At 38.3% G+C, this 24,997-nt stretch carries 20 protein-coding genes and 1 pseudogene; 19 read left to right on the top strand and 2 right to left on the bottom strand.

Annotated elements, in window-relative coordinates:
- The 6 genes from AC0YOB_RS23185 to AC0YOB_RS23210 form a co-directional block, all read left to right on the top strand.
- Positions 1-219 (top strand): hypothetical protein (locus AC0YOB_RS23185; RefSeq protein ID WP_475794765.1); only part of this gene is annotated, 219 nt, incomplete at its 5' end.
- 21 nt (positions 220-240) lie between these two features.
- Positions 241-882: a nucleotide-binding protein gene (locus tag AC0YOB_RS23190; protein ID WP_475794766.1), complete on the top strand. Its 642-nt coding sequence runs from the start codon at positions 241-243 to the stop codon at positions 880-882.
- A gap of 392 nt (positions 883-1,274) precedes the next feature.
- A complete protein-coding gene (locus AC0YOB_RS23195; protein WP_475794954.1) occupies positions 1,275-3,380 on the top strand; it encodes a sensor histidine kinase in 2,106 nt (701 codons plus the stop codon).
- Positions 3,381-3,385: 5 nt separating this feature from the next.
- Positions 3,386-5,596: a hypothetical protein gene (locus AC0YOB_RS23200; RefSeq protein ID WP_475794767.1), complete on the top strand. Its 2,211-nt coding sequence runs from the start codon at positions 3,386-3,388 to the stop codon at positions 5,594-5,596.
- A 733-nt stretch (positions 5,597-6,329) separates the two neighbouring features.
- Positions 6,330-7,382 (top strand): N-acetyltransferase, encoded by a 1,053-nt coding sequence (locus AC0YOB_RS23205; RefSeq protein WP_475794768.1) that lies wholly within the window; start codon positions 6,330-6,332, stop codon positions 7,380-7,382.
- The gene (locus tag AC0YOB_RS23210; RefSeq protein ID WP_475794769.1) at positions 7,360-7,731 is read left to right on the top strand and encodes an ASCH domain-containing protein; all 372 of its coding nucleotides are present in this window, start codon (positions 7,360-7,362) and stop codon (positions 7,729-7,731) included. The genes AC0YOB_RS23205 and AC0YOB_RS23210 overlap by 23 nt, the downstream gene beginning before the upstream one ends.
- Positions 7,732-7,753: 22 nt before the next feature.
- Here AC0YOB_RS23210 and AC0YOB_RS23215 read toward each other — a convergent pair whose 3' ends face one another.
- Positions 7,754-7,939, bottom strand: a complete 186-nt coding sequence (locus AC0YOB_RS23215; RefSeq protein ID WP_475794770.1) for a hypothetical protein — start codon at positions 7,937-7,939, stop codon at positions 7,754-7,756.
- 29 nt (positions 7,940-7,968) lie between these two features.
- Positions 7,969-8,313, bottom strand: coding sequence for a helix-turn-helix domain-containing protein (locus tag AC0YOB_RS23220; protein ID WP_475794771.1), 345 nt, complete (start codon positions 8,311-8,313; stop codon positions 7,969-7,971).
- A gap of 219 nt (positions 8,314-8,532) precedes the next feature.
- Between AC0YOB_RS23220 and AC0YOB_RS23225 the strand changes: the two genes are divergently transcribed.
- From AC0YOB_RS23225 to AC0YOB_RS23285, 13 genes and pseudogenes are all read left to right on the top strand, one after another.
- Positions 8,533-8,976, top strand: coding sequence for a HEPN domain-containing protein (locus AC0YOB_RS23225; protein WP_475794772.1), 444 nt, complete (start codon positions 8,533-8,535; stop codon positions 8,974-8,976).
- Positions 8,977-9,744: 768 nt separating this feature from the next.
- Complete coding sequence (locus tag AC0YOB_RS23230; RefSeq protein WP_475794773.1) at positions 9,745-10,746, top strand: restriction endonuclease; 1,002 nt, start codon at positions 9,745-9,747, stop codon at positions 10,744-10,746.
- Between the two features lie 793 nt (positions 10,747-11,539).
- Complete coding sequence (locus AC0YOB_RS23235; RefSeq protein WP_475794774.1) at positions 11,540-12,523, top strand: hypothetical protein; 984 nt, start codon at positions 11,540-11,542, stop codon at positions 12,521-12,523.
- Between the two features lie 888 nt (positions 12,524-13,411).
- Positions 13,412-14,680, top strand: a complete 1,269-nt coding sequence (locus AC0YOB_RS23240; RefSeq protein ID WP_475794775.1) for an IS110 family RNA-guided transposase — start codon at positions 13,412-13,414, stop codon at positions 14,678-14,680.
- Between the two features lie 405 nt (positions 14,681-15,085).
- Positions 15,086-15,622: a hypothetical protein gene (locus AC0YOB_RS23245; RefSeq protein WP_475794776.1), complete on the top strand. Its 537-nt coding sequence runs from the start codon at positions 15,086-15,088 to the stop codon at positions 15,620-15,622.
- A gap of 1,019 nt (positions 15,623-16,641) precedes the next feature.
- Positions 16,642-17,502 carry a hypothetical protein gene (locus AC0YOB_RS23250; RefSeq protein ID WP_475794777.1) on the top strand — a complete coding sequence of 287 codons (861 nt, stop codon included), beginning with the start codon at positions 16,642-16,644 and terminating at the stop codon, positions 17,500-17,502.
- 137 nt (positions 17,503-17,639) lie between these two features.
- Positions 17,640-18,701 (top strand): hypothetical protein, encoded by a 1,062-nt coding sequence (locus tag AC0YOB_RS23255; protein WP_475794778.1) that lies wholly within the window; start codon positions 17,640-17,642, stop codon positions 18,699-18,701.
- A gap of 65 nt (positions 18,702-18,766) precedes the next feature.
- A pseudogene (locus AC0YOB_RS23260) lies at positions 18,767-19,030 on the top strand (HNH endonuclease); the annotation flags it as partial.
- 21 nt (positions 19,031-19,051) lie between these two features.
- A complete protein-coding gene (locus tag AC0YOB_RS23265; RefSeq protein WP_475794779.1) occupies positions 19,052-22,201 on the top strand; it encodes a DEAD/DEAH box helicase in 3,150 nt (1,049 codons plus the stop codon).
- 12 nt (positions 22,202-22,213) lie between these two features.
- Entirely contained in the window at positions 22,214-22,594 is a 381-nt protein-coding gene (locus AC0YOB_RS23270) for a (deoxy)nucleoside triphosphate pyrophosphohydrolase (protein WP_475794780.1), read from the top strand.
- 265 nt (positions 22,595-22,859) lie between these two features.
- Positions 22,860-23,036, top strand: a complete 177-nt coding sequence (locus AC0YOB_RS23275) for a hypothetical protein (protein WP_475794781.1) — start codon at positions 22,860-22,862, stop codon at positions 23,034-23,036.
- A 196-nt stretch (positions 23,037-23,232) separates the two neighbouring features.
- Positions 23,233-24,123, top strand: coding sequence for a glycerol kinase (locus tag AC0YOB_RS23280; RefSeq protein ID WP_475794782.1), 891 nt, complete (start codon positions 23,233-23,235; stop codon positions 24,121-24,123).
- Positions 24,124-24,354: 231 nt separating this feature from the next.
- Complete coding sequence (locus AC0YOB_RS23285) at positions 24,355-24,900, top strand: nuclease-related domain-containing protein (protein ID WP_475794783.1); 546 nt, start codon at positions 24,355-24,357, stop codon at positions 24,898-24,900.
- Positions 24,901-24,997: the final 97 nt, after the last annotated feature.

Raw genomic sequence — 24,997 nt, forward strand, 5'->3', positions numbered from 1 at the left:
GAAAATGTCTGGGCATATGCTGGCTGTTTACTGGGCGCTGGTGCAGAGGAGTTGTCTGGAGGAGCCAATGCAAGGGTCGTAGAAGGAAAATGTCTGGGCATATGCTGGCTGTTTACTGGGCGCAGGTGCAGAAGAGTTGTCTGGAGGAGCCAATGCAAGGGTCGTAGAAAGAAAGTACCTGGGGAGAAACTTGAAGGATGTATCATAATTTTAATATAGAGTAATATGGAAGGGGCTCCAATGAAACCAAGAGTATTTATAGGGTCATCCGTTGAAAGTTTGGATATTGCTAAAGCATTACAATCTTCTTTAGATTATGATTGTGAAACTGTTGTCTGGAATCAAGGAGTTTTTAAATTATCTAGTACAACAATGCATGATTTATCAAAAATTGAAGATATTGATTTTGCAATATTTATATTTTCTCCGGATGATTTAACTATCATAAGAAATCAAGAATACAAATCTGTTAGAGACAATTTAATTTTAGAATTCGGAATGTTTGTTGGGAAGATTGGCCTGAATCGAGTCTTTTTTGTTATACCTAAAAATACTGATCTTCACCTACCAACCGATATACTAGGCATCACACCTGGATATTATGAAGCAAATCGAAAAGATAAAAATATATTAGCGTCTTTAGGGGCTGTTTCAACACAAATATTAATTCAAATAAAGCAATTAGGCAAAAATATTTTACCCATATCGGAAGGAAGATGGGAGATTATTTTTAACAATAAGAAATGGGTCTGGAAAAGATACTCAACTAATGGGAAATTAATTGGTGCTTCTTGTAGTGAGTACGTTAGGAAAGAATATTGTATTGAAAATGCTCGTTTACATGGTTATTCTGTTCCTAGTAACTATAGGATACCTGATTAGTAATTAAATCGATAAATTTGACTTGTTTTTAAAATATTGTCTTTATGGAGTTCATTTTGATGTATTTTGTCCTCAACCCAAGCTGAAATGAAGCATCTTGAAGGACTCTAGTCAAATGTGGAGAACCTTATTTAGTGTGGTTGATAGCAGGACATTTTTTCCACTTTGTACCTATCTTGGTTGTGTCTGAACAGTAACGTGATTCCGTAATACCAAATACTTAGTGCAAATTAAATAGGAAGGATCCAAGTTATTGTGTTGGAAATCCTACTGAGAGGGCAGCTTATTTTAAATCCATCTAGAGAAGCATAGCCCGGACGATTCGGTTTGGCTGACAAGACAAAATATCAATTATTACTTTTTTATCACTTTACTGGGGGTGAAAATTGGAAATGGCTCAATTTCGACCTATGGCAAGGATTATTTCCCATTTAGGAGAAAGATTAATAAGTAGTAGTAAGGTTGCAATTTTAGAACTAATAAAAAATTCGTACGATGCAAAGTCAAAATTTGTTGAAGTAACCATTGATCAAAAAAATAATAAGATGATTATTTATGACGAAGGCCATGGGATGGATAGTTATACATTAGAAAATTATTGGCTAGTGGTGGGAACAACTCATAGATTGGAGGATAAAAGACAAGTAAATGAAAATTCTGAAGAAATTCCACTTGGAGAGAAAGGTCTTGGAAGATTCGCAACAATGAAGTTAGGAGATTTCTTAGAAGTAGAGACAACAACCTCTAAATCTGATAGAGTGTGGCATCTAGAGATAGATTGGAAAAAGTATGGGTACAGAAGTAATTATTATTTAGAAGAAGTAGAAAATAAGTTGTATTCAAGTGAGAAAGAAGAATTAGACAAATCTTTCACTAGGATAACTATTCATGGTCTTAAAGATTTTCTGGATGACAGTTGGACAGAAACAGAACTAGAGAGTTTCGTTAGCGATACTGCATTTAAATTCTCTAATCCATTTCTAGAGCTTCCAAGAAAATTTAAAGTGAAATTGATCCTTATTAATAAATATGGTAAACGAATACCAAAGACAGTTGGCAATGCAGATGTCACTTTATTAAAACAGGCGCATCACGAAATATTTGGAGAGTATAGAGCCGGCAAATTGACTTATGGATATGTCATAAGGAGAAACGGCCAAGTTATTGAGGAGGATAGAGAATTAGAGGATCAATTTGATTCGAAAATAGATGTTAAGAATATTAATGATGAAGGTTATGTTGGTGCGTTTAAATTCCATTTCTATGTATTTAACAGAAGTAGGCTTAAAGAAATACGAGGGTTTGAAAGTATTGCTCTCATTAGAGAGATGCTTAATAGATATACTGGTGGTCCAATGATTTTTAGAGATGGGTTCAGAGTATATCCGTATGGAGACCCGGGAGATGACTGGTTACAACTGAATAAAGAGAAGTTCAGACAAGGCAAGGTTAAGATCGTCGGGGAACAAACGACAGGATATATATCAATTAATTCATATAAGTCCCCGTACTTAATGGATCAAACTAACCGTGAAGGTTTAGTCAAAAATAAAAGCTATGATAATTTCCATGGAATGGTTAGATCGATTTTCACTACTCTAGTTTCTATTGTAGTTAGAAATGAACCTAAAGAAACCTCTTCAGATATTACTACTTTTGCTAGAAAATCAGCAGATAATATTGAAAAAGCTGTATCGAATATTAAAGACAGTGGAAATATTAATCTGTCTCAGTATAAGTTGATAATTAGTGAATCTAAACAGATTAAAAAAGGGATTTTAGAAATAAAGAAACGAGAAAGGGCTATGGTTGAAACTTCTGCTGTTGGAATGACTTCAATGCAGATTGCTCATGAAATTCATAACTTTATTAGCAAATTATATTCTAATCTTGAAGAATTGAAAATTGTAGTTCCTGATTCTGCGAAAACAACAATACTTATGTTGGAAATGAATCTAAGGTCCTTGCGAACACTTATTTCTCAAATTGATGAGCAGGCAGCGACCTTGAGAAGGGCAAAGTCGACTATTAATTTAGTCACACAGCTAAAAGAAATCATAAAAGCAATGCAACCGGTAGCTAATACACATGATAATTATACTATAAAGATCAATTTTTTTTCAGAGACTGATGAGTTTTTAGTAAAAGTTAATAAAGGATTGATTATCCAATTGGTTGATAATTTATTATTGAACTCGATATATTGGATAAATTCATTAGGTCCTAGTGATGGCTCATTGGAGGGCAGGATTGATATTCAACTCGGGGAAGATGGTATCGTTGAAATCAGTGATAACGGTCCTGGTATATCGAAAAATGATGCTGACTCAATTTTTGAACCTTTTTTCTCAAGGAAAAAAGGCGGGAAAGGGCTTGGCCTTTTTATTTCAAGAGAAATCGCAGCTTTTCATGAAGTCGATCTTCAGCTACTACCCAATACTAATAGTAAAAACAGGTTATATTGTTTTCAGTTAAATTTTGATAAAGTTAGGGGCTAAGTTATATGGAACAACCTATAGCTTTACAGGATACATTGATCGAACGACTAGGGATTGGAAAAGTTATTTATATTGACGATGAAATTAAAAAGATAACTACAGGGCAAATAGAGACTCTAAAGGAATACTTAAAGCATTTTGCTGAATCGAATTCGTTAATTGATATTTTTGGTGAAAATACCGAGATAATGGAAGCTGTAGAAGAGATGTATGAGTCTGGGGATTTCAGTAAATTTGACAAAGATACTGAGTTGCAATTTACTTCTAAGAAAGCATTATTGTCAAAAATGCCCGAGTTAACGACAGAACTTGCATCCACAGCGGATAACATTTCTACTTTATTAAGTTCGTATTTTAAAAATATACAAATGACAATAAGCGATAGTCTAACTGAGAATATTTCGGATTTCGAATTAATAATAATGGACTATGATTTTTCAAACAAACTAAATGCCTTAGAACAAATTCAGCAAATGAGTTTAAATGAAAATAAATTTTATTACATTATTTTTGTTAGTTCTCATGAATATTTTGATTATGATAACAAGCAATTTCGAATGCTTAATCCTGAAACAAAACAGGATCTTTTTAGAAAATATGTAGGTGATAATAATCTTCATTTTCAAGCAGTTCTAAACTATATCCATAAACCTCACGCAATTGAAATTGGGATGTTATCGGCGGAATTAAACAAGATATTCGTTGAATTTGAAGCAACACAGATAATCGTGGATGTAATGAATGAGATAAAGAAGCTTCTTAGGGGTGGTAGTGAAGAGGTAGTTAAGCAGCTTTTACTTACAAATACAAGGACATTAAAGGCATTAATAAATGAGAAGTTGGAGAAAGAAGGAATATCTGAATCGGTATATCTCGTTGAATTCTCTTTAGGATTAATTAAAAATTTAGTGAATAAAGATATACCTACGATTGAAACGGTCCATGAAAAGCTACAAAGAATATTAGTACCTACTGTTAATATTGAATATGAAACTGACAAACATATGAGGGTTTTGCGAGAAATTCAATTAATTGACTATTATGTAAACGATAGATTCTCCCCGATTGAATTCGGTGATATTTTTGAACTTGAGATTAACCAAACAAAAATACGTGGATTGTTACTTTCGCAATCATGTGATTTAGTAATTCGAAAAGTTGATGGAGCCGCAATTTACAAAAGAAAAGAGGCAATGGGAACTGTTGTATTAGAAGTTCCTCAAAAAACTAATGATGGTTGTTATGAAATGAGAATAGGTGATAAGGATATAGTCTGGGATGTAAGGAATGTTTTTATGGTTCCAACTGAGATTCTTGATCTAGTTTCATTAAATGTTGAGGGAAAATCTATTTTTAGTAATTCTGAATCTTATTCACGCAAGTTTTCTTGGGGGAGTTCCTATTATACTTATATAACAAGATTGTGTGGAAATTTTAGCGATCTACATAGACAGTTAATCCAGGGGCAAGATAATTATTTTCATTATAATGGTATGTACTATAAAATGGATGTAAATGCCGAAAGTTTAAATTTTAAAATAAAGAGAATTGGTAGATTAGATAATCTTCAAACATATTCAATTTTGAAACATCATACAGATATTAAAACTAGAATTCCATTGATGTTAGATCCTTCAAACAGAATTTACGAAAAGATTGAAGCGACTTTAAATAATACAGCAACAACAATTAATTTTTATTCGCAAATGGATAGTAATGATAAACCTAAGTTTTTTATGGACGTAAGTAGATTTATTTCCAAAATGACTTCGGAAGGTTATAATTTACCAGAAGCATTTTTGGAGAAAATTGATAGATTTCTTTCTAGCTATGAATACTACATATACAGTGAGCAGTTAGAAACAAGATTAATTGAAGTAAATAGCAATACACAAGGTGTTTTTAACAAATTTGGTATTAACATAATAATTGAAAATGGAAAAGTAGTGGTAGAAGTAATCCATGTAGCAACGTTAAGTTATTTCGATAGAGAGTATCAATTTGGTACTGATTTTTTGATTGCGCCATCTAGTTCAAAAGTGCCGAAAATTTTATTGAAAAAAGAACACGTTAAAAAGGTGCCTGAGGGTGTAGACCTTGAGTTTAGGGAGAACTTCATTTTCGTAACCCATGAAGCATTTAATCCCATTATTGAATTTAGTGGAACATCCATTACATTAAGGACTCAGCCTAAAAAGGCTGTGAAAGTCGGATAGATGTTTAGGAAGATTACTTTTCGATTTTGGGGACGAATTGGGGACGAAAGCTGTCATTTGTGAGCAAACAGCAACCATATAGAACAATATCCGAACGTAGAAAACCCTTATAAATCAAAGCTTCAGCGCGCCGCGGCAGACGGGAACTAAATAACCTATGTTCCCGCATACGGTGCATGTGGAAGCAGTGGTTTTATTTTATTAGTCAGGCATAGTGTAAATGAATAATAATATTGTGCTATACCAAATAAAGTCCTGCTAAAATTGCAATAAACTCCTAGTATCCCATAGATCCAGCATCCCAACGAAAGCCCCAATCCATACCCCAATCCGAGCGTTATTCAGGCTCTTTTCTCTGATACCGCTCGGCTTTTTTATTCCACTCAAAAGGTGGCAAATGATTCGCCGCGGCACCGGATGCCCTTGATATTACATTGTTTTTTCCCAGGCTTATTCTCATCCAATTGCCTTTTCCCAATCGATCCCTATCAATTACTCAATACATTTCCCCAATGGATTTTCTGAATCGTTTACCTTGGTTTTCCTTGCCTTCCTCAATCCTTATACCTGCCTCTGTCAAGACTTTATTACGAAACTGAAAAGTGTTGTGCTATGAAAAGTGGAGTGAGAAAGAGGGAAAATAGGCGAGTTGTAGCAAGACTTTAATTATCAGTTATGAATTACCTATATTATGGTAACATGGAATCAACAATTTGCTTAATGGGGTGATTTTATGGAACCTTTTATCCAATACAAACGATTTGGTGAAATTGATTTAAATGATTCTTTCTTTGATAGTCTGAAGGAAGACTATCCCGGTTTTGAAGGTTGGTTCAATCGAAAATTTGAAGAAAAAGCATATGTTATCTACAATCAAGATGGAAAGCTAGATTCTTTTCTTTATCTAAAGACGGAATCTGGCCCTGTAACTGATATAACACCTGAACTAAGCGCATCTCATATTATGAAAATTGGCACTCTGAAAATTAATCCTCATGGTTCACGCCTTGGGGAAAGATTTATAAAAAAAGCACTTGATTTAGCAATTAAAGAGAGGGTTGACGGATTATACGTCACTGTATTTCCGAAACACGAAGCTTTGGTCATATTGTTTAAAAAATACGGATTCATCGAGCATGGTTACAAAGAATCGAGTTCAGGTAAAGAGTTAACATTATGGAAATCACTTCATGACCGAAGAAATGATCTTCTACTTGATTATCCAAGGTTGAGTCAAAAGGGAAAGAAAAAATACATGTTATCCATATTCCCAGAGTTCCACACTCGCCTTTTTCCAGACTCTATACTTAAAACTGAAAGATTTGATGTGATTGAGGATGTATCCCACACAAATAGTATACATAAATATTATATTAGTTTTGCAAATGTTGGCTGTCTACAGCAAGGGGACATAATTGTAATATATAGGACTATTGATACTCCGGGGCGAGCTTATTTCCGCTCAGTCGCTACTTCAATTTGTGTTGTTGAAGAAATTAAATCTAAACAAGACTTCACTGATTTAGACGAGTTCGTGAATTACTGTCATAAACTTAGTGTGTTTTCAACTGATGAACTGAGAAGTTATTATCAGGGGCGAAGGAAACTATTCGTGATTAAAATGATCTACAATATTGCTTTACGCAAAAGGTTAACCCGAGAACGTCTTATTAATGAAGTAGGATTAGACGAAAAAGAGCGATGGACATTTATAGAACTTACGGATAATCAGTTTGACAACATCCTTGTGGCAGGTGATTCTCATGAAAGTCTTGTTATCGATTAAACCGGAGTTTGTTAAAAAGATATTTACAGGAGAAAAGAAATATGAATATCGAAGATCAATTTTCAAAAAAGAGGTAGAGTCGATCATTGTTTATGCCACCAAACCACAAGGGCAAATTGTTGGTGAATTATTTATCGAAAAGATTATTAGTGACTCCCCTGATTTCATTTGGTCTACAACAAAAAAACACTCTGGAATAAGCCATGCTTTTTTCAAGGAGTATTTTGGGGATCGAAAAGAAGGTTATGCAATTAAAATTGCTAAAGCCATTCTTTATGAGATTCCTTTAGAGCCTTATGATTTTGATGAAAACTTTCATGCACCCCAATCCTACTGTTATGTTAAATAGAATCATTAAAAAAATCAAATCGTCAACCTCTCTTAACGGGAGGTTTTTTCATGTGAACACCGGGAATTGGGTTCATTAGATTATCATAGATTTCACATTTTCCTTCCTGCTGAATAGCTCTTTTTAAGCGGCCTATTTTATCTAAAGTAAAAAAAAGCCGTTGATTATCAGCGGCGGCAATAAGGAAAATATAATTATCAGTCTTCAAACACACGCTCCTACTTGGATAGCTCAGCACTATAATTTATCTGAAAAAGCTGTGAGAATTTCATCCAAAATATTTTTAGCCATTCGGATTTTTTTGATATCCTGATTCCGAAGTATAGAAAGAACCTCCCGAAGAATGACTTCCTTCCCTTCAGTTGAATCTTCTTCGAATAGGAAGAATTGTGCCATGCTTACATCGAGAGCTGCCGCAATCTTAGCCAGATTTTCGAGCGATACGTTCCGCTCGCCTCTTTCAACCCCACCAATATAAGAATAGTGAAATCCGCATTTTTCCCCTAACTGATCCTGAGAAAAACCACGTTGCTTACGAATCTCCTTTATTCTACCACCAACCGAACTCAGTATATCGACCATCGAAAACACCTCTAAATTGAGTGTAGACAACAGGGAAGGAGCTTGTAATGGGTATTTACGTACAAAAAATGATACTAATAAGTATCTATTTTATGTATAATGATTACGTAAGGAAGTAACGATCTAATTCATTGAAGCGGCAAATTAAGATGACAGCAATTTGGAGAATTAGCAGAGCTGTCTCTTCCTTCAAGCGGCTAGCGAAAAGAGGCTATAAGGATGGAGCGATTGGATAAGTGGAATATATCATATAGCTTGTTATTGAATCCTCAATACTGGCACGACATCTCCCAACGATACATGGAATCGGCTGTAATCTTCTTGAATCATGGAATGTATGAGCAATGTCAGTCCGTCGCGGAAATGGCTGTAAATGCCATGCTCAAAGCGTTTTATTTGAAGATCAAAGGAGTTCTCCCAGAATCCCCTCAAACACCTAATGTCTGGATAAGTTATGCCCACTTACTCTCTGAAGTAAACGTCGATATGGGCCTACTCATAGGTGTTCTTCGATTGCAGTACCATTCATTCAATATAGAAATGACGTCTGGATACTCTGAGGAACAAGCGAGAGAGCTGATGGTCCAATCGGATATCTTCTTATATCAATTATCTCCAAGTGTAGTGGATGATAACTCCACTCCATATAGATCTGTCCTCTAAAATCCTCAAATACTAAGGAGCCATATATGCACATCCCAGTTAAAGACACTAAAGGAAATATTCAAATGCTTCATGTGTTTCATGATACTGTGTTCATGCAAACGAATGGGAGCGGGAACCTTCTATTCCATACAGATCATGGGGCGTATCAGTCGATCCGAAGGGTAGAGGAGTGGGCTTCATTACTGTATACGGCGGGTTTCTTGCGAGTGGACCGGGGAACCATCGTCAATCTAAATAAAGCTTGGTTGTTCGATTCGGAATTACGAGCGTTGAAGTCACAGGGGATAAATAATTCCATTGTTATTCCGGTAGCGGGAACATCGGTTCATAAGCTATATCGAGCCTTGGACTTGGAGTCCTAGGCTCATAATGGAATCTAGTTATTGATGGATAACACATCTTTAATTGGTACTTTAGGGAAGACGAGAAATGGCATGCCTCCAAAAAATATCTGCAATTTGTTGTAAATCATGCGCTCTCCCTGATACATAATGCGTTACGACTTTCTTGCCGGACGATTTCGTTAAAAGCAATCGATAACTCGATTGAAGGACAGTGGAAGATGTTTGCCTCATTCGTATAGATATAGTTTTATCGATCTGCGCAAGACTACCGACGAGCATAAAATAATCCAACATTTATCAAACGATAGGTGCTAATTGTTTTATCGTAATGAATTAGGAAAATTGTTACAAAACTATTTGGTAAAGTAGTACAATAGCAACAGAACCACAAGCTATTTTACTCCATCAATCGAGGTGCCCAATGTCTAAGAAAATGTGGTTGGTTAGAGCTGGTGAGGGAGCTTATCTATTTAGCGAGTTTAAACAAAAACAGGCAGTAGCTATTGGATGGGAAAAGTTAAAGGATCTTTCCAATGTAACGTCACTCCAAGAGGTCAAATCATTGCTGAAGTCCGGATATCCAGAGTATAAAGACGGGAAAATCAACATTACCGCAGGACAGATTTATAGATTTGCCTGCGAGTTTCAAGTGAATGATGAAGTAATCACATATGACCCTGGAGAGCGACTTTATTATATTGGAACTATTATTTCGAAATATGAATATGACCCGACTTATATCACAGACAGCCAGCATGTTCGCAAGGTGTCCTGGAACGGCACTGTATCAAGGGATTCGTTATCAGCGAGCACCAGAAATACGCTGGGGTCAATTTTGACGATAATTGCCATACCTGATGAAGTGCGATCAGAAGTTTACAGTCAGATGGGGAAGCAACCAATTATAGTTGCAGAAGATGAGGAGACAGAAGCGGAAACAGATGAATTAGAACTAATTAAAGAAGATGTGATACTGAAATCGCATGAATTCATTAAGGACAAAATTGCTAATCTGGATTGGGAGCAGATGCAGGAGTTGGTTGCTGGCATACTCAGAGGAATGGGATACAAGACTCGTATTTCTCCTAAAGGTCCGGATCGCGGGAGAGATATCTTGGCTTCCCCGGATGGGCTGGGCCTTGAAGAGCCCCGAATCATTGTAGAAGTAAAGCATCGTTCAGGCCAAATGGGCTCTAACGAGTTACGCAGTTTTACCGGAGGACTTCGCTCAGGAGATCGTGGAATCTACGTTTCCACGGGAGGTTTTACGAGAGAGGCTAAATACGAGGCTGATCGGTCTAACAATCCGTTATCTCTAATAGACCTGGATCTCTTAGTAGAGCTTGTGATTCAGTACTATGATCAGTTTGATACGGAGACTAGAACATTGGTGCCTTTGAGAAAGATATATTGGCCTGTGTAGGGTGATACGTAGCAAGTGTTTTAATTGAAAGAACGAGGAGAAATATTTGCCTGATTATTTGGGGCTCCCCTTAGAGTCAGTTCTTGACTATTTAGCTCAAAAACCATTTGCGGTTGCATTCAACCTAAAATACCAGCTATATACCGATCAAAGTTTCGCAAATGCAAGAAAATACTCAGCCAGTTTAAAATAACGTGTGGAGTCTGTGTAAATTATAAAAAACGAATCGCTTCAAATAAAGAGTACCTTCACTTTGTGCTGTCCTAAAGATGAGTTTTACTCGAAAATTTTTGACGCTTCCATTTAGAGCAAATTAAGTGTACTAGACCACGTTACGTTTGATGTTTCAGTAAAAAACGCCTGGAGTGAGGCATTCAATCTTTGTGAACTTTGGATTGAAATGAATTGGTATCAATGGGAATAGACCTTCAGGAAGGTGAGAACATATAATATTTCAATCGAAGGGGAATCCAAGGTAGTTCGATCGGTAAATAACATACAAGCGAGAAGGGCAGATGCTGATGCATCCTTTTGAATAAACAAAGGACCGATTTGCTCGGTCCTTTGTTATCCATTATCAGTCCATTAGCTGCTTAAGTTGTTGGATCTTTGATATAGCAGCCCTGAAAGTAAGAAGTAAACTGATACTTACGGCCAATATCTTTATCGTCTTGTACATCTGATAACCTCCTTTTTTTACGTCGTGGAATATATCTTGATTATAAAAAATGCCTCTTTGAGACTTTGTAGTTTTGGCATACCGATGCTTTTATAAACCAAGGAGGGATAGGAAATGACGCGCGATGATCTAAGAGAATTTGCTCTTGCGAATGGACATATAGTAACGAATGATCAGCTCGAACGTTGGCATAAGGAAGGAATATTACCTGCTCCAATTCAAGATCATCTTAGTGGATTAAGCGGTTCAGCCTCTGAGTACCCCGAATGCGCAAAATACAATTTATTATTAATGCAAACCTCTGAGCAGAGCGAGAGAAACTTAAAAGGACTTTTGCTAGACGTTTGGCTCCGTGGTGGAACTGTTGATATAAATAAGATTCGTAACCTTTTATTAGGCGGAATCTTTAAGAATATTGAATCATTATATAAAAAGAACAGCCTTAATAAACTAATGATTTGGTTTGAGAAAAAAATAATGATGTATTTGGAGAAAAAGGGGAACATTTTTCCTTATGTAAAATCTATGGATACAATTACTACATTTAATGTTTTATTAAGTGTAATGTCTCCTAAGAAAAAAGATAAGTATTGGGAAGCTTCCGGAACCGAATCGTATACTGGAGATGAGCCTGCTGGAACAATTACTCATCGAATACTTGGTTTCGATGAAATTCTCACTCCCGATTCATTCCATTCGGATTTAATTTTTGAAGAACTAAAAGATAATCTTAACATTAAAACATTACGTCAAATTGTTGAAGAAGCGGCAGAAGAAGATTTTAACAAGGTTAGAGAACACTTTTTTGTAGCTGAAAGAATCTTATTAGCATTAGATGCATTAGAAAGTTTATTGGGGAATCAATTAAAAATACTCCGTTTGTTTCGATTCATGACGATGAGTTCTGTATCAATGCGCAGTATGATTACTTTAATATTGTTTGTTATAAATAAGAAGGATCCGGAGTCTCTTTGGTTAGAACAGTGGCAAACCAAATTACCGCTACTAGAGCAAATCGCGGGTTATTATCAGTATATGAAAAAGTTTCCTCCATTAAAAAAAACGCAAAGATTGGAATTATTACTTCGAATCTTGTAGCCCTGAAGAGTTAGAACGTATCAAATCGCACCACAATGACTATTGCAAACTAAATCCCACTTTCTCAAAGACTATGTCTTGCTTTAATGTACTTTAACCGGACTACTGCGAAGACTTTACCGAATTGGATGATACTTGCACTCGACCAGCGTTTATTGATTTAGCCAGGATCGCTAGTAAACTTGATGAAGTCGTGCTGTTCACCAACAGCAAGCTGAGATTAAGCAATAATTAAAGCAGAAATTCACTTCTATGCAGTTCAAAACTTTTCCTCAAGCGAGAAGAAATACTCAATTGGCAAGCGATTGAAAAGCATGCAAATGGCGCGGATCTTTCAAACCCTTTTTGATTCAGCGTATTAATGCAGGCAACTGAAAACCTCACATCCCGCTCATATTTGTCTTCTCGGCCCTTCCCCCTGTCTTTTCGTATTCAGCATCTAATATTTTGGATGACCTGATCTTCAGCACTTTGCAGAGGTCGAATATTTTCGAGACGGAAGGTTTGTTTCATCCTGTTTCGATCATGAAATAAAAAAGCGATCCACTCTTGATAAGACAGTTGATGTTATACAGCAAATACGGAAGAGAAAGAATGAACATCAGCTGAACAAATAATCAAAAGGAACTAAATCCAAGTATAAGTAGGTGGTGGATTTACTGGAAATAGGATTTTACCTGTATTTTCATGAAGTTAATAGTCGACTCGAAATTTTCGAGAAAAGAGAATGCTCACAACGTAATTATTTCATTAAGTTAATGAAAAAACGATAGCATTCCTGTAGAGCGTTAAATTACCGCTTTGCAAAAAAACGAGCGCCTCGGTACGATGGGAGTACGCAACGGGTCATAGCCCTTTAAATCCCATCATCCAGGAGGACGCTCTATTATGAAGTTTAAATCGCAGGACAAACAAAATCAACTCATTGAAAAAATTACGGCCCAACATTTAGTCGTTGGGATCGACATTGCCCAGCAAACACATGTCGCACGTGCCGTTAACTTTCGAGGGATCGCGCTTGGTAATCCCCTATCCTTCTCCAATGATGAGGAAGGTTTTCACAGCCTTCTTCGGTGGATCCAGTCGCTGCAATCCGCTCACGCTTTAACGGCGGCCATTGTTGGTATGGAGCCTACCGGACATTATTGGCTTAACGTATCCAAGTGGCTCTCGGATCTCCAATTTGAAGTCGTTCTCGTCAATCCACATCTGGTGAAAAAGAACAAGGAGAACCGCGACAATACACCCTCCAAGAGCGACAAGAAGGATGCTCTGGTCATCGCCGACATGGTCAAAAACGGATACTACTCCTTCACTCGTACAACACCAGCAGCCTTTGAAGAACTCCGTGTCTTTCTCTCCAATCGCGACTTTGTCGTGAAGAGACTCGTTAGTGCGAAGAACCAAATTCATCGCTGGGTCGACGTGGTTTTCCCGGAGCTGCGGCAAGTCTTCACGAACATCATGTGCACCGGTTCATTGGCCACACTTCGTCTTTTTCCAACGCCCGATGACATGTGTACCTTACAGCCCCAAGATGTCATACAAGGTTGGAAATCACTCATGAAACGGCATGCTGGTGAGCGAAAAGCCCGAACCCTTATCGATCTTGCTAGCCGTTCTGTGGGTTCTAAGCAGGCCTTGCATGCCTACAAGCTTCACTTGAAGCAGCTTCTCGATGAGTACGATCTTGCTTGCCTGCAGCTAGAAACGGTAGAGACGGAGATTGTTGCCGTTTTAGAACGGATTCCATTTGCGAAATTTATGCTTGCTGTCAAAGGGATCAGCGCCATTTCACTGGCTGGTATTCTAGGCGAGGCAGGAGATTTGAGCGGATTTGTTCATGGTAATGCCCTACTGCGGCATGCTGGCCTTAACCTCGCAGAAGCAAGTTCAGGCAAATGGACCGGACAAATGAAGATTAGCAAACGAGGACGATCCCGACTCCGACGTTTCATCTTCATGATGACGATGAGTTTAGTTGCGAACAATCCGGAGTTTAAAGCGATGCATGCCTACAATGTGCAGGTGAAGAAGATGAAAATGAGGTCCATTATGAAATGGTGTGGCAAGTTAGCGAGAATATTAGTTGGAATGGCTCGCAGCGGCGAAGCCTACAACCCTCCTAAAACAATGCCAATCCAGCTAGCAGCTTAATCGATACCTACCGTTTCGTTGCACGAATTTTGGCTTATTCGCGGGATTTCAAAGAAAGCACGGCGTACCGGATGCGTTAAACCAAAGGGCACCGACCCGTAACGATAGCAAGACCGGCCTCCACCCCTTGGACAGGCGTAACGAAGGAATGAAAGGGCATCGACCCGTTGAGACATGGGAGTGAAAGCCTCCAGGGACGGCGTGGAGAATACGTGCAGGATATGGAAGAACATGGGGGAATAGTCTCCCCCTCTATTTCCTTACGCCTCCATGTTGTCCAGGTCTATGAAGTGGTCACCCGAGCGTCCTTCATACATGTCTAACAAGGGTGAAATCCTGCGAATAAGCGAGCATTCGTGAGAAAATATAATCGTACCGAGGGAGTTTAAAAGGGGGTTAAGGGTTATGTCTTTAGGTGGGAATTTTGTAAGTGACTTAGATAATCATTTGAAAAATAATATTCAAGTTATTAGTTGCAAAGATTTTTCTAACCTCTACTTTGATTTCATAAATACAATTCGATATTTAGGTGGAGATTCAACGAACCTTACTGGTCTCACCGAATTTCTCTTCTATAGGGCTTTTTATCATCTGAACATCAGTGTCATAAACCGAGATGGCTTAACCATTAAACGAAATGTTACAGGGACAAAGCGACAGCCTGATTTGGTTGTTTATAAAAATATACACCCAATCATTTCAGTAGAAGTCAAATCTAACTACAATAATATAGATCAGGACTATGAAAGACATAAAGAGGTAGTAGATAGTCATCCAAATATTATAATCAGCACAATTGCATTTTGTGTAGAAATATCAAAAAATACTAATAAAATTAATTATTACAGAGGTAATAGTAGTTTTTATCAATGTTTAATTTTAAACGATAGTCAAAATAAACTCTCCTATGAGTTGGAAAGAATGAAATTAATTCTGAAATAAATTGACGAATTTAATCTATAATGGAGGTGATATTGATGGATTTGAAATTTAAACTAGAAGATTAGAGCCGTGTCTATAATGATACGGGTTACACGAAGGTTCGATGGATGGGCAACCGATATGATAACGAGCAGCTGGCTGCAATTCAGCTAAGAGAGAGCCAAGCAGTTAAAATCTATAAATCATGGTATAAGCATAAACAAACCCGGACGATTGGTTTCTGTTCTTCATTCGACAGGCAGATTATCTGGCTCATTATTATCATGAGAAGGAAATTATTTAACTTAGCCCTGTACTTGGGTAGCGACAACGAAGATAGTTTGTTCAGGGGAATATTTTTTTCTAAAAATTTTAATACTATATATTCCAATAACGACTTGCCCTGTGTGGTTTTAGGTAGGTAATTTGGAGGGTTCGGGGGCGTGCGTTTATACACGACTCTTTTTTTTGCATTTTAATCCGGATTCAAATCAATAAATTAGGGTTTTATAGGAAGATCATAGGGTGTGATTAAGATAAGGCTTGCTATTATAGGAAGGAGCTAGAAGTATTTTGTCGAATTTTAGGAATACATCATATTTAGGTGGTGATATTATAGTTCATTCGACGGAGAATTTTAATATTATATAATCACGTTGAACATATATTGGCAAAAATGCGGTCAAATTGTTTCAGATACTCTATCAAGTATCTATGACCGTACAGGATGGAGTAGGGCGTTCGATATTCTGAGCTTATGATATGTCTACCTCCACAATGGAACGATATTACTAGCTTGTGCGGGGGCAATACGGTCCAATATGGTACGACAGCTAATATGAAAAACAATACATGGGTGTCTCTAGTCTTCATAGTTGGATGTTTCACCAAAGTTGTTAGTAAAACGGCAGTAACGGTCAATAACTTTTAGCGGGTGATTGGTTACGACACAGAACGAAAGATAAAACTTATGAAAAAAGAAGTAGCAGATAGTATTTATTAGATGATTCATATTTCTAATGGGAGGTCATTTCAACAAAATGATTAACATACATAATTCTACGATAGCAGAACTTATTGGAGTGGTTTATCTATTAATGGGTTGCTTGATTGCTATGTGGTATTTAATCAAACAATTGAACAAAGATAAATTTGGTGTAATTCCGCTAAGAGTTTTTGGTGTTTTAATCTTATGTGGACTAGCTTTACTTTGTAACTATTGGATTCCGAATGTTTTAGCGATGCTAATTATTGCACCTTTGGTATCCGATAAACAATATTTGCTGCATATTATTCAAATGTTCGAACGCCTTATGTCGGGTAGATCGTCAGGAAATCAATTTGAAGTACAATCAATGTCACCGACTCAGATTCAAGAAGAGACTGAAGGGAAGATATTGTTGCTCGAATCTGAAAGTGGGCATGTTAATACTTCAAGCAATTTACTAGAGGAGCCTAGCACAAATTTGCTAATTGAATTAGAGTCTAATATCTTTGACCTTTTAGAAAATCGACTGTTTGCGAATGCAGTTGCCTTTAGCCGATATCAAACTCTTATTGATAAGAAAAAAAATAAAACTCAGAGTTTTGGGGCTATTGCTCAATTTTCATTAAAACAATATTTTCTAATAGATATACAACCGTCTTTTTTTGAAGAGAAGGAGAATGATTATTTGAAGAATATGTTCTCAAAAATAGAATTCTATGAAAGATATCTGAAAAGCATCGGAGTAAAAGAAAAAGTGAGAGGTATTATTGTGATAGGTGGTGATGCGGATGTGTCAAGTGACATTCATAATAATATTATCTTTGCAAAATATAATAATTTATATAATCAGCTAGAAAACGAATCTGTTATATCTGAATGGATATTAAGAAATAACAATAAAGCTGGTGAATGATTATAAATAAGATATATATGGGGTTTATACTGGCATATTTCTTGCTTATTTGTTCTATAATTAGCATGTTACTTCAAATTATACTTCTTCTATTCATAGTTATGTTCTATAATCATGTCTCTTATATAGTAATTCAATTGGTTGCTGTTATTGCTGTTATAGGGATACTAGGAAGAAGAATTATAAAGCAGCGTAAGGCAGAATTATACGTAGATAATGAAGATATGCCTTTAGAAGATGTACATCCAGCACTAAGTATAAAACTCTCTTTGATTTTTAATGAAATAAAAATTAAACAAACCGTTTACGTCTTCATACGTTCAAAACTTACGGTAAACGCAATTTCAAATGCGAATGCTCAAGTAGGCTACATTGTTATTCATCAAGGGCTTTTGAATTTACCCGAGAAGAATTTAATGGCTGCTATCTATCATGAGATCTATCATCTAATCCATTGGCCGATTCATTTAATAAATAAAGAAGCAGTCGATCTAATCAATGATGTAATAATCAAACTTGATATGTTTAGAGTTAGAGTTAGGCAAATTTTTGTATTATCTAGAATATTTTTAGCTGGTGAATTTGTAGGTTTATTTATTCATGTTTTAATCGTTATTCGAGGAGTCCTGAAATTTTTCTATCATTTTTTTTGCAGTTTAGTAGATGAAAATTTAGCGGATAAATTTACAGTTGATTTAACGGGGAAAAAAAATATAATTCATCTTATTGAACATCATATTAACCAAACTAGCCTTACGGATGAAAGATATTCTAATTTAAATTACGTGCGCCATTTAGACCCAAGAGTTAGAAAAAGGTTAATTGAGAGATATCATTTTCATAAATTTATAAAAAATGACTGGGAAGTATATCGTTATGTGTTATTTTTGAAATATATATTGTATTTTATAGTATTATTTCTTTTTCTTAGAGCTATAATTAGTTATTCTCCGCTGGTATTACAAACAATATTCGAATTTGTTGCTGATAAGTGGTATATCTTATTTTCATTCAACAAACACGTTGCAATGATTTGGGGACTGCTTCTACTTGGTAGCATATATTTTATGTGGAATTGTTTCAAGTTCATTAAGTATTATCGAATTCTTAATTTTATCTCCAAAAAGAGGCTAATACTGAAATTATTAATGATATTATTTTTTTGTGTATCACTTACAGTAGTAGTAATAAAAGAGTAATTTAATTTGATCTAAGCCGCAACTGACTTGACTGAAAAGATACTCCATTCAGTATTAGACCTTTCCCAGATGTCGAAGAGAATGGTATCGCACTATGCTCCTTGCATCATAAGCTGTTCGACAGTGGGGTGTTCACGATTACGGATAAACGTGATTTGCTCGTTGCTGAAGAGGCACATGGAACTGCCGGGTTCGAAGAGTGGCTGATGCGATTCCATGGGAAGCCCATCCGGTATCCGGTTCATCCGCTATATCAACCCAAGGATAATTTTCTCGAATGGCATGTCCGGGAAGTGTTTCGAGGTCCAGCAAGATATCTTGTCAAATAACAACTACCATCGAGGTGCCTCATGAAACAAGGCCTATACGAGCAACTCATCAATAAATTAACGAAGGATCAGCTTGCTGCATTGGACCCTTCCTTGTTCCAGATTGGCAAAGAACGATTGGATTCGGAAGAGGCGCGGAAGCTTCTATCGACTTATATATCGGCCGTAACGCGAAGAGCTCTGAAGATCGTCAGAGAAATGACGGATGATGATGAGGCCGTATTGGCACAGGTACGAATGTGTAACGAAATCATATCAACCTTGAGAACTAGCCTTGATGATCAGGAGCTCGATGAATGGAAGCTGGATGAGCAGGGTGAGTTACTGACGTTCGTCTATTCGAAACTCAATCATATCAGAGGCATCAAGGACGAGAAGGTACTGCGTCCGGCCACACCGCTATCGCAAAGCTCTCTGTTCACAGGCGCGCATTCCGAACCAAATATGATGAGCGAGCTTCAGCATGAGATTGTCACCTCGGATCGTATAGATCTGCTTGTCTCCTTCATTAAGTGGAGTGGACTTCGCATTCTTATGGAACAGCTGGAACACTTTACCGAGAACGGCGGGCAATTGCGGGTCATTACAACCACGTACATGGAAGCCACGGATTACAAGGCGATCGCAGAACTAGGCAGACTCAAGAACACGGTCATTCAAATCTCTTATGATACCGACCGCACGCGTTTACATGCGAAGGCGTATATTTTCAAGCGTGACACAGGGTTCACAACGGCTTATGTAGGATCTTCGAATCTATCCAACCCCGCCCTTACAAGCGGCCTGGAGTGGAATATCAAAGTGACGGAGAAGGACTCCCATGATGTTCTGAAGAAAATTGAAGCGACCTTCGAGAGCTATTGGAATGATCGTGAGTTTAAGGGCTTCACAGTGGATAACGAGGAGCATCAACTGCAGCTGAAGGAAGCTCTAGGCCGCAAAAAGCTGCAGGAACAAGAAGAGTTCCACTTTCATTTTGATATCCACCCATACGATTATCAGAAAGAGGTCCTGGAGAAGCTCGATGCCCAGCGGAGGCTGTATGGGAGAAACCGTAATCTGCTTGTCGCCGCAACTGGAGTCGGCAAAACGATTATTTCAGCCTTCGATTACAAGCGCTTCGCACAGCAAAACCCCAGCGCCAGGCTGCTCTTCGTTGCACATCGGGAAGAGATTCTCAAGCAAAGCCGGGATACGTTTCGTTTTATCCTGAAGGATCTGAATTTCGGAGAGCTTCATGTTGGCGGGGATCGTGCTTGGTCTATTGATCATCTTTTCATTAGCATCCAGAGCTTCAATTCTATGAAACTTGCTCAAATCACAGTCTCAGAGTTCTATGATTTTATTATTGTGGATGAGTTCCACCACGCCGCGGCACCATCTTACCAGGTGTTACTCTCACATTACTCGCCTCAGATCCTGCTTGGCTTGACCGCAACGCCGGAGAGGATGGATGGCAAGGATATTTTACGCTACTTCGATAACACGATTGCGGCAGAAATCCGTCTCACGGATGCGATTGACCGGAAGCTGCTTAGCCCCTTTCAATATTTTGGCGTTACGGATAGCGTCGACCTCACCCATGTCAAATGGTCCCGACGTGGTTATGATCTCAGAGAGCTTGAGAACCTCTATTCGAACAACAAGATCCGTGTGACGCAGATTTTGAACAGCATGAGAAAATATGTTACGGACATGGAGCAGGTCAGGGGGCTCGGATTCTGCGTCGGCGTGGAGCATGCGGAGTACATGGCCAAAGTATTTCAGGAGGCGGGAATTCCCTCCATTGCTCTGCACGGTAATTCAAGTGATCAAGATCGTGACCAGGCGAAGATCAGGCTGGTCCGTGGGGAGATCCGTATGATTTTTGTCGTGGATCTCTATAATGAAGGTGTGGATATTCCAGAGGTCAACACGATTCTATTTCTACGCCCGACGGAGAGTCTGACGGTGTTTCTTCAGCAGCTTGGTCGTGGATTGCGGCTGGCGGAAGGTAAGGAATGCCTAACCGTTCTTGATTTTATCGGGCAAGCTCACAAAGACTACAATTTTACGGATAAGTTCCGCGCCTTGATCGGCAAGACGAAGCACTCCATTCAGCACTATATGGAAAATGGCTTCTCCACGCTGCCGCGCGGCAGCTTCATTCAATTGGAGAAGCAGACGAAGGAATATATTCTCAAGAATCTTAAGCAGGCTGTACTGAATCGGAGAAGTCTCATTAACAAGATGAAATATTTCGAAGGCGATACAGGATTGCAGCTGACGCTGGAGAATTTTGTTCAGCATCACCATATGAGCTTGCAGGAGTTCTACGGTGGTCGCACCGGAAACCGGACGTTCAAGGGAATGATGGCGGAGGCGGAGCTCATTGCTCCCTTCGAGTTCGAGAACGGGGATTTCGTCACCAAACGCATTCCTGCTCTGCTTGGTCTGAACTCACGACGGCTCCTGGAATTCCTGATTACCTATCTTGAGGATGGTCGCGCGCCTGTTTCCGAAGAAGAGCATCTGATGCTCAGCATGCTGTATTACACCTTCTACCGGTCAGAGCCGGTCAAGCAAGGATATGAGAGCATCGAGCAGGGGATTCTGTCCGCTGTTATGTGCCCGGAATTCCGGGATGAAGTGCTTCAGATTCTGAAGTACAATTATACTCATATTGATTTTGTTGATAGAAGGAACCCATTCCCTTATGCGTGTCCGCTGGATGTCCATTGCAAGTACTCCACGGATCAGATTCTGGCGGCTTTCGGGTTCTGGAACGGGGAGAAGGCGCCAGCTTTCCGTGAGGGAGTCAAATACTTCGAGGATAAGAAGACGGACATTTTCTTCATTACCTTGAACAAATCGGATAAGGATTTCTCGCCTTCCACGCTGTATGAGGATTATGCGGTCAATGAGCGCTTGTTCCACTGGCAGACGCAAAGCCGGATTGGCGAAGAAACCAACACCGCACAGAGATATATTCACCATCGGCAAACCGGGAATCGCATCGTCTTATTCGTTCGCGAGTACAAGGACGAGAATAACTATACGTCGCCTTTTTTATTCCTGGGTGAAGCTGAATATGTGAAGCATGAAGGCCATAAACCAATGAGCTTCGTATGGCGCTTAAAGGAAGAGATGCCACCATCCCTGGTCCCGGCAGCAAACAAGGTTATCGTATAGGACGTGAGCATAATGATCCGAGTAGCGGCAGCGATTATTGAGAATGAACATGGCCAGATCCTGATAGCCAGGAGGAAGCAGGGGAAATCCCAGGAGGGCCTGTGGGAGTTTCCGGGCGGGAAGCTGGAGATTGATGAGAGCGCCGAGGAGTGCCTAAGGCGGGAGCTTCGGGAAGAGATGAATATTGAGATTGAGCCGTATTTGTATTTTGATGAGAATGATCATTGGTATGGTCAGACGCATATCCGGTTGATTGCTTATCGGGCGAGGCTCGTGAGCGGGGAGATCCGGCTTGTGGATCACGATGAGTATTACTGGGTGACCCCTGGCCAGCTGCAGGAGTTTACTTTTGCCCCCGCGGATATTAAGTTTGTTGAGATGCTGTCAGAGTAGAATGGGATGAACGATAAGAGCTGGACTTGGGGCTATCACATAGCCTTTTGTCCAGCTTTTATTTGTCTTCACAGTCATGGCTATGCGCGGCGATCATTATTTGCGGCAAGTATTATTTGAAGATAAATCCATGATTCGCTCTAAAAGCTGGGTCCGAATTAAACCGGAATCAGCTTTTTGTTATTTTTGCAACCGAGCTCACTTAGCCCAAAGTTTAATTGTGTTATTGTTTGCAGATACATAGGTTATAGGATGGTGAAAACGCATGAATCAAATCAAAGATCTCCAAAAGCTTATCAAACTCACTGGCGATCGAGCAAAGTTGGATGCTAAGGCTAATGAAACATATATTGTTTATAAAACTGTAGAAGGCCAGATTGTAAAGGAATACTATGACGGTCAAGTTATTCCAGTTACTGAGCATGATGCTCTACATCAATGAATTGTCACCGATCATGTACATATTTGCTGGGAACAATGGGAGCGGGAAAAGTACAATTCGAAATCTCATTGTTGATCGGCTCGGAATAAGTGTGAATTACACATTGAGAAGAATTTTTTTTAAGGAAGAATATTCATTCAGATTCTAATAAAGCCGATATTTACTAGTAAAAGTCATGAAGTGAAAGGAACTGCCGATGTCCACGACTAAATATATTTCCACTTCCGCACTATCCAAAGAAATGAAGATTTCAGCAAAAGAATTATTTCAAAAATTACAAGAAAAAGGATTCATTAATCGTGAAAATGATAATTGGACACTAACGGCTTTAGGGAAAGAAGTCGGAGGTGTAATGAAATTTCATCCTCAATATGGATCTTATATCGCTTGGGATGAAGACAACAAGGGTCTGCTATTGACTCCCGATGATGAAGAAGACAAGTTGGTCAATACGACTACGTTAAGTAAGTATTTTAATATTTCGAAGTTAAGAATGAATCCCATATTATCCGAGCTGGGAATGGTCCAAAAGTCCATCAAGGGATGGACATTAACCAAGCTTGGTGAGAGTCTTGGTGGTAAGCAGTTTGAATATGTCCAAACCGGAATCCCTTATGTTTGCTGGAATGAAAGTATTTTGACCAACAAACGTCTTCTGGAGACCATTCAAAGTATTAAGGGTGTTAGTAATAATGACGAAAAAGAGGCGAAACCAACGTCAGCGGCAGTAGGTTTTCGTGATAAGTTCGAGGCGAAACATCGGACAGCAGACGGTCACTATGTTCGTTCCCGGGCTGAAATGCTTATAGATAATTGGCTGTATATGTCCGAAATTGTACATGCTTACGAAAGAAGATTACCGATTGAAGAAGAAGTTTACTGTGATTTTTATCTGCCAGTCGGCAAGGTCTACATCGAATACTGGGGATTAGAAAATGACGAGAAGTACGTTGAACGGAAAAAAGTAAAGCTTGAGATTTATAATAAATATGGATTTAAGTTAATAGAGCTTGATGACGCGGATATTCAGAATTTAGACGATATCTTGCCTAAGAAGCTTTTAAAGTTCGGAATTCAGGCGTATTAAACTTCAGAGTGAAATGTTCATGACTTTCGAAGGAGATCAAACGGAGGAAAAAGTGTAAGCTGAAGTGGGGAGAATCGTAGATGATATACAAATTGCTTGCTCTATTAAAAAAAGCCAGTCCAAAGAAAAAACCTAATCCAAAGAATGATAGAGTTCAAAAGAATTAATCACCGTAATAGGATAGAGCCTACTCGGATTGGTGAACTAGGCGAGCATAAGATAAACATTCAATTGGATCAGCTGCCAAAGAATTGTAAATATCTAAGTGACCTCCTAATTCCTAATTCAAAATCAAGATCCGGCTATTCGCAAATTGACCATCTTGTTATAACACCTTACGGGCTCTTTGTTATTGAAACCAAGAACTATAATGGCGAAATAAAGGGTGGACGCAATGACAAGAACTGGAGCGTAAGTAACCGATTCAAAATGTATAATCCTCTAATGCAGAACTACGGACATATAAAGGCAATTGAATCTCATTTGGATGAGTATAAGCAAGTTAAATACATCTCGATGATTTCGTTTACCATGAGATGCTCATTCAGTCTCGATCCGGATCTCCGAAAAATTCATTCTGACGAGTTAGTTGTTTATGATGTGGAATTATCAGAGTTTATTCAAAGAAAACTTACTAGATTACAAACAGAGCATCCAGCACCATTACTTTTACCAGAGGATATTAGATTGATTTACGACAAAATGGAAAGAATCAATATAACTGAACCAAGGGTTAGAGTTGAACATATTGAGCGAATAAAGAAGAATAACGAATAGACTGAGATTATTTCAGCAGAACTTAAATAGGTCGTACGTTTGAGCTGGACTAGGGGCTATCACGCAGCCTTTTGTCCAGCTTTTATTTGTCTTCACA

The organism is Paenibacillus sp. JT31N17 (assembly GCF_056269255.1).

What these genes read in the sequence shown, in the direction of transcription:
- AC0YOB_RS23250 (WP_475794777.1), top strand. Translation starts at nt 16,642, where the DNA reads ATGATTAACATACATAATTCTACGATAGCAGAACTTATTGGAGTGGTT.
- AC0YOB_RS23190 (WP_475794766.1), top strand. Translation starts at nt 241, where the DNA reads ATGAAACCAAGAGTATTTATAGGGTCATCCGTTGAAAGTTTGGATATT.
- AC0YOB_RS23270 (WP_475794780.1), top strand. Translation starts at nt 22,214, where the DNA reads ATGATCCGAGTAGCGGCAGCGATTATTGAGAATGAACATGGCCAGATC.
- AC0YOB_RS23235 (WP_475794774.1), top strand. Translation starts at nt 11,540, where the DNA reads ATGACGCGCGATGATCTAAGAGAATTTGCTCTTGCGAATGGACATATA.
- AC0YOB_RS23245 (WP_475794776.1), top strand. Translation starts at nt 15,086, where the DNA reads ATGTCTTTAGGTGGGAATTTTGTAAGTGACTTAGATAATCATTTGAAA.
- AC0YOB_RS23225 (WP_475794772.1), top strand. Translation starts at nt 8,533, where the DNA reads ATGGAGCGATTGGATAAGTGGAATATATCATATAGCTTGTTATTGAAT.
- AC0YOB_RS23205 (WP_475794768.1), top strand. Translation starts at nt 6,330, where the DNA reads ATGGAACCTTTTATCCAATACAAACGATTTGGTGAAATTGATTTAAAT.
- AC0YOB_RS23280 (WP_475794782.1), top strand. Translation starts at nt 23,233, where the DNA reads ATGTCCACGACTAAATATATTTCCACTTCCGCACTATCCAAAGAAATG.
- AC0YOB_RS23265 (WP_475794779.1), top strand. Translation starts at nt 19,052, where the DNA reads ATGAAACAAGGCCTATACGAGCAACTCATCAATAAATTAACGAAGGAT.
- AC0YOB_RS23195 (WP_475794954.1), top strand. Translation starts at nt 1,275, where the DNA reads ATGGCTCAATTTCGACCTATGGCAAGGATTATTTCCCATTTAGGAGAA.
- AC0YOB_RS23230 (WP_475794773.1), top strand. Translation starts at nt 9,745, where the DNA reads ATGTCTAAGAAAATGTGGTTGGTTAGAGCTGGTGAGGGAGCTTATCTA.
- AC0YOB_RS23220 (WP_475794771.1), bottom strand. Translation starts at nt 8,313, where the DNA reads ATGGTCGATATACTGAGTTCGGTTGGTGGTAGAATAAAGGAGATTCGT.
- AC0YOB_RS23200 (WP_475794767.1), top strand. Translation starts at nt 3,386, where the DNA reads ATGGAACAACCTATAGCTTTACAGGATACATTGATCGAACGACTAGGG.
- AC0YOB_RS23210 (WP_475794769.1), top strand. Translation starts at nt 7,360, where the DNA reads ATGAAAGTCTTGTTATCGATTAAACCGGAGTTTGTTAAAAAGATATTT.
- AC0YOB_RS23275 (WP_475794781.1), top strand. Translation starts at nt 22,860, where the DNA reads ATGAATCAAATCAAAGATCTCCAAAAGCTTATCAAACTCACTGGCGAT.
- AC0YOB_RS23240 (WP_475794775.1), top strand. Translation starts at nt 13,412, where the DNA reads ATGAAGTTTAAATCGCAGGACAAACAAAATCAACTCATTGAAAAAATT.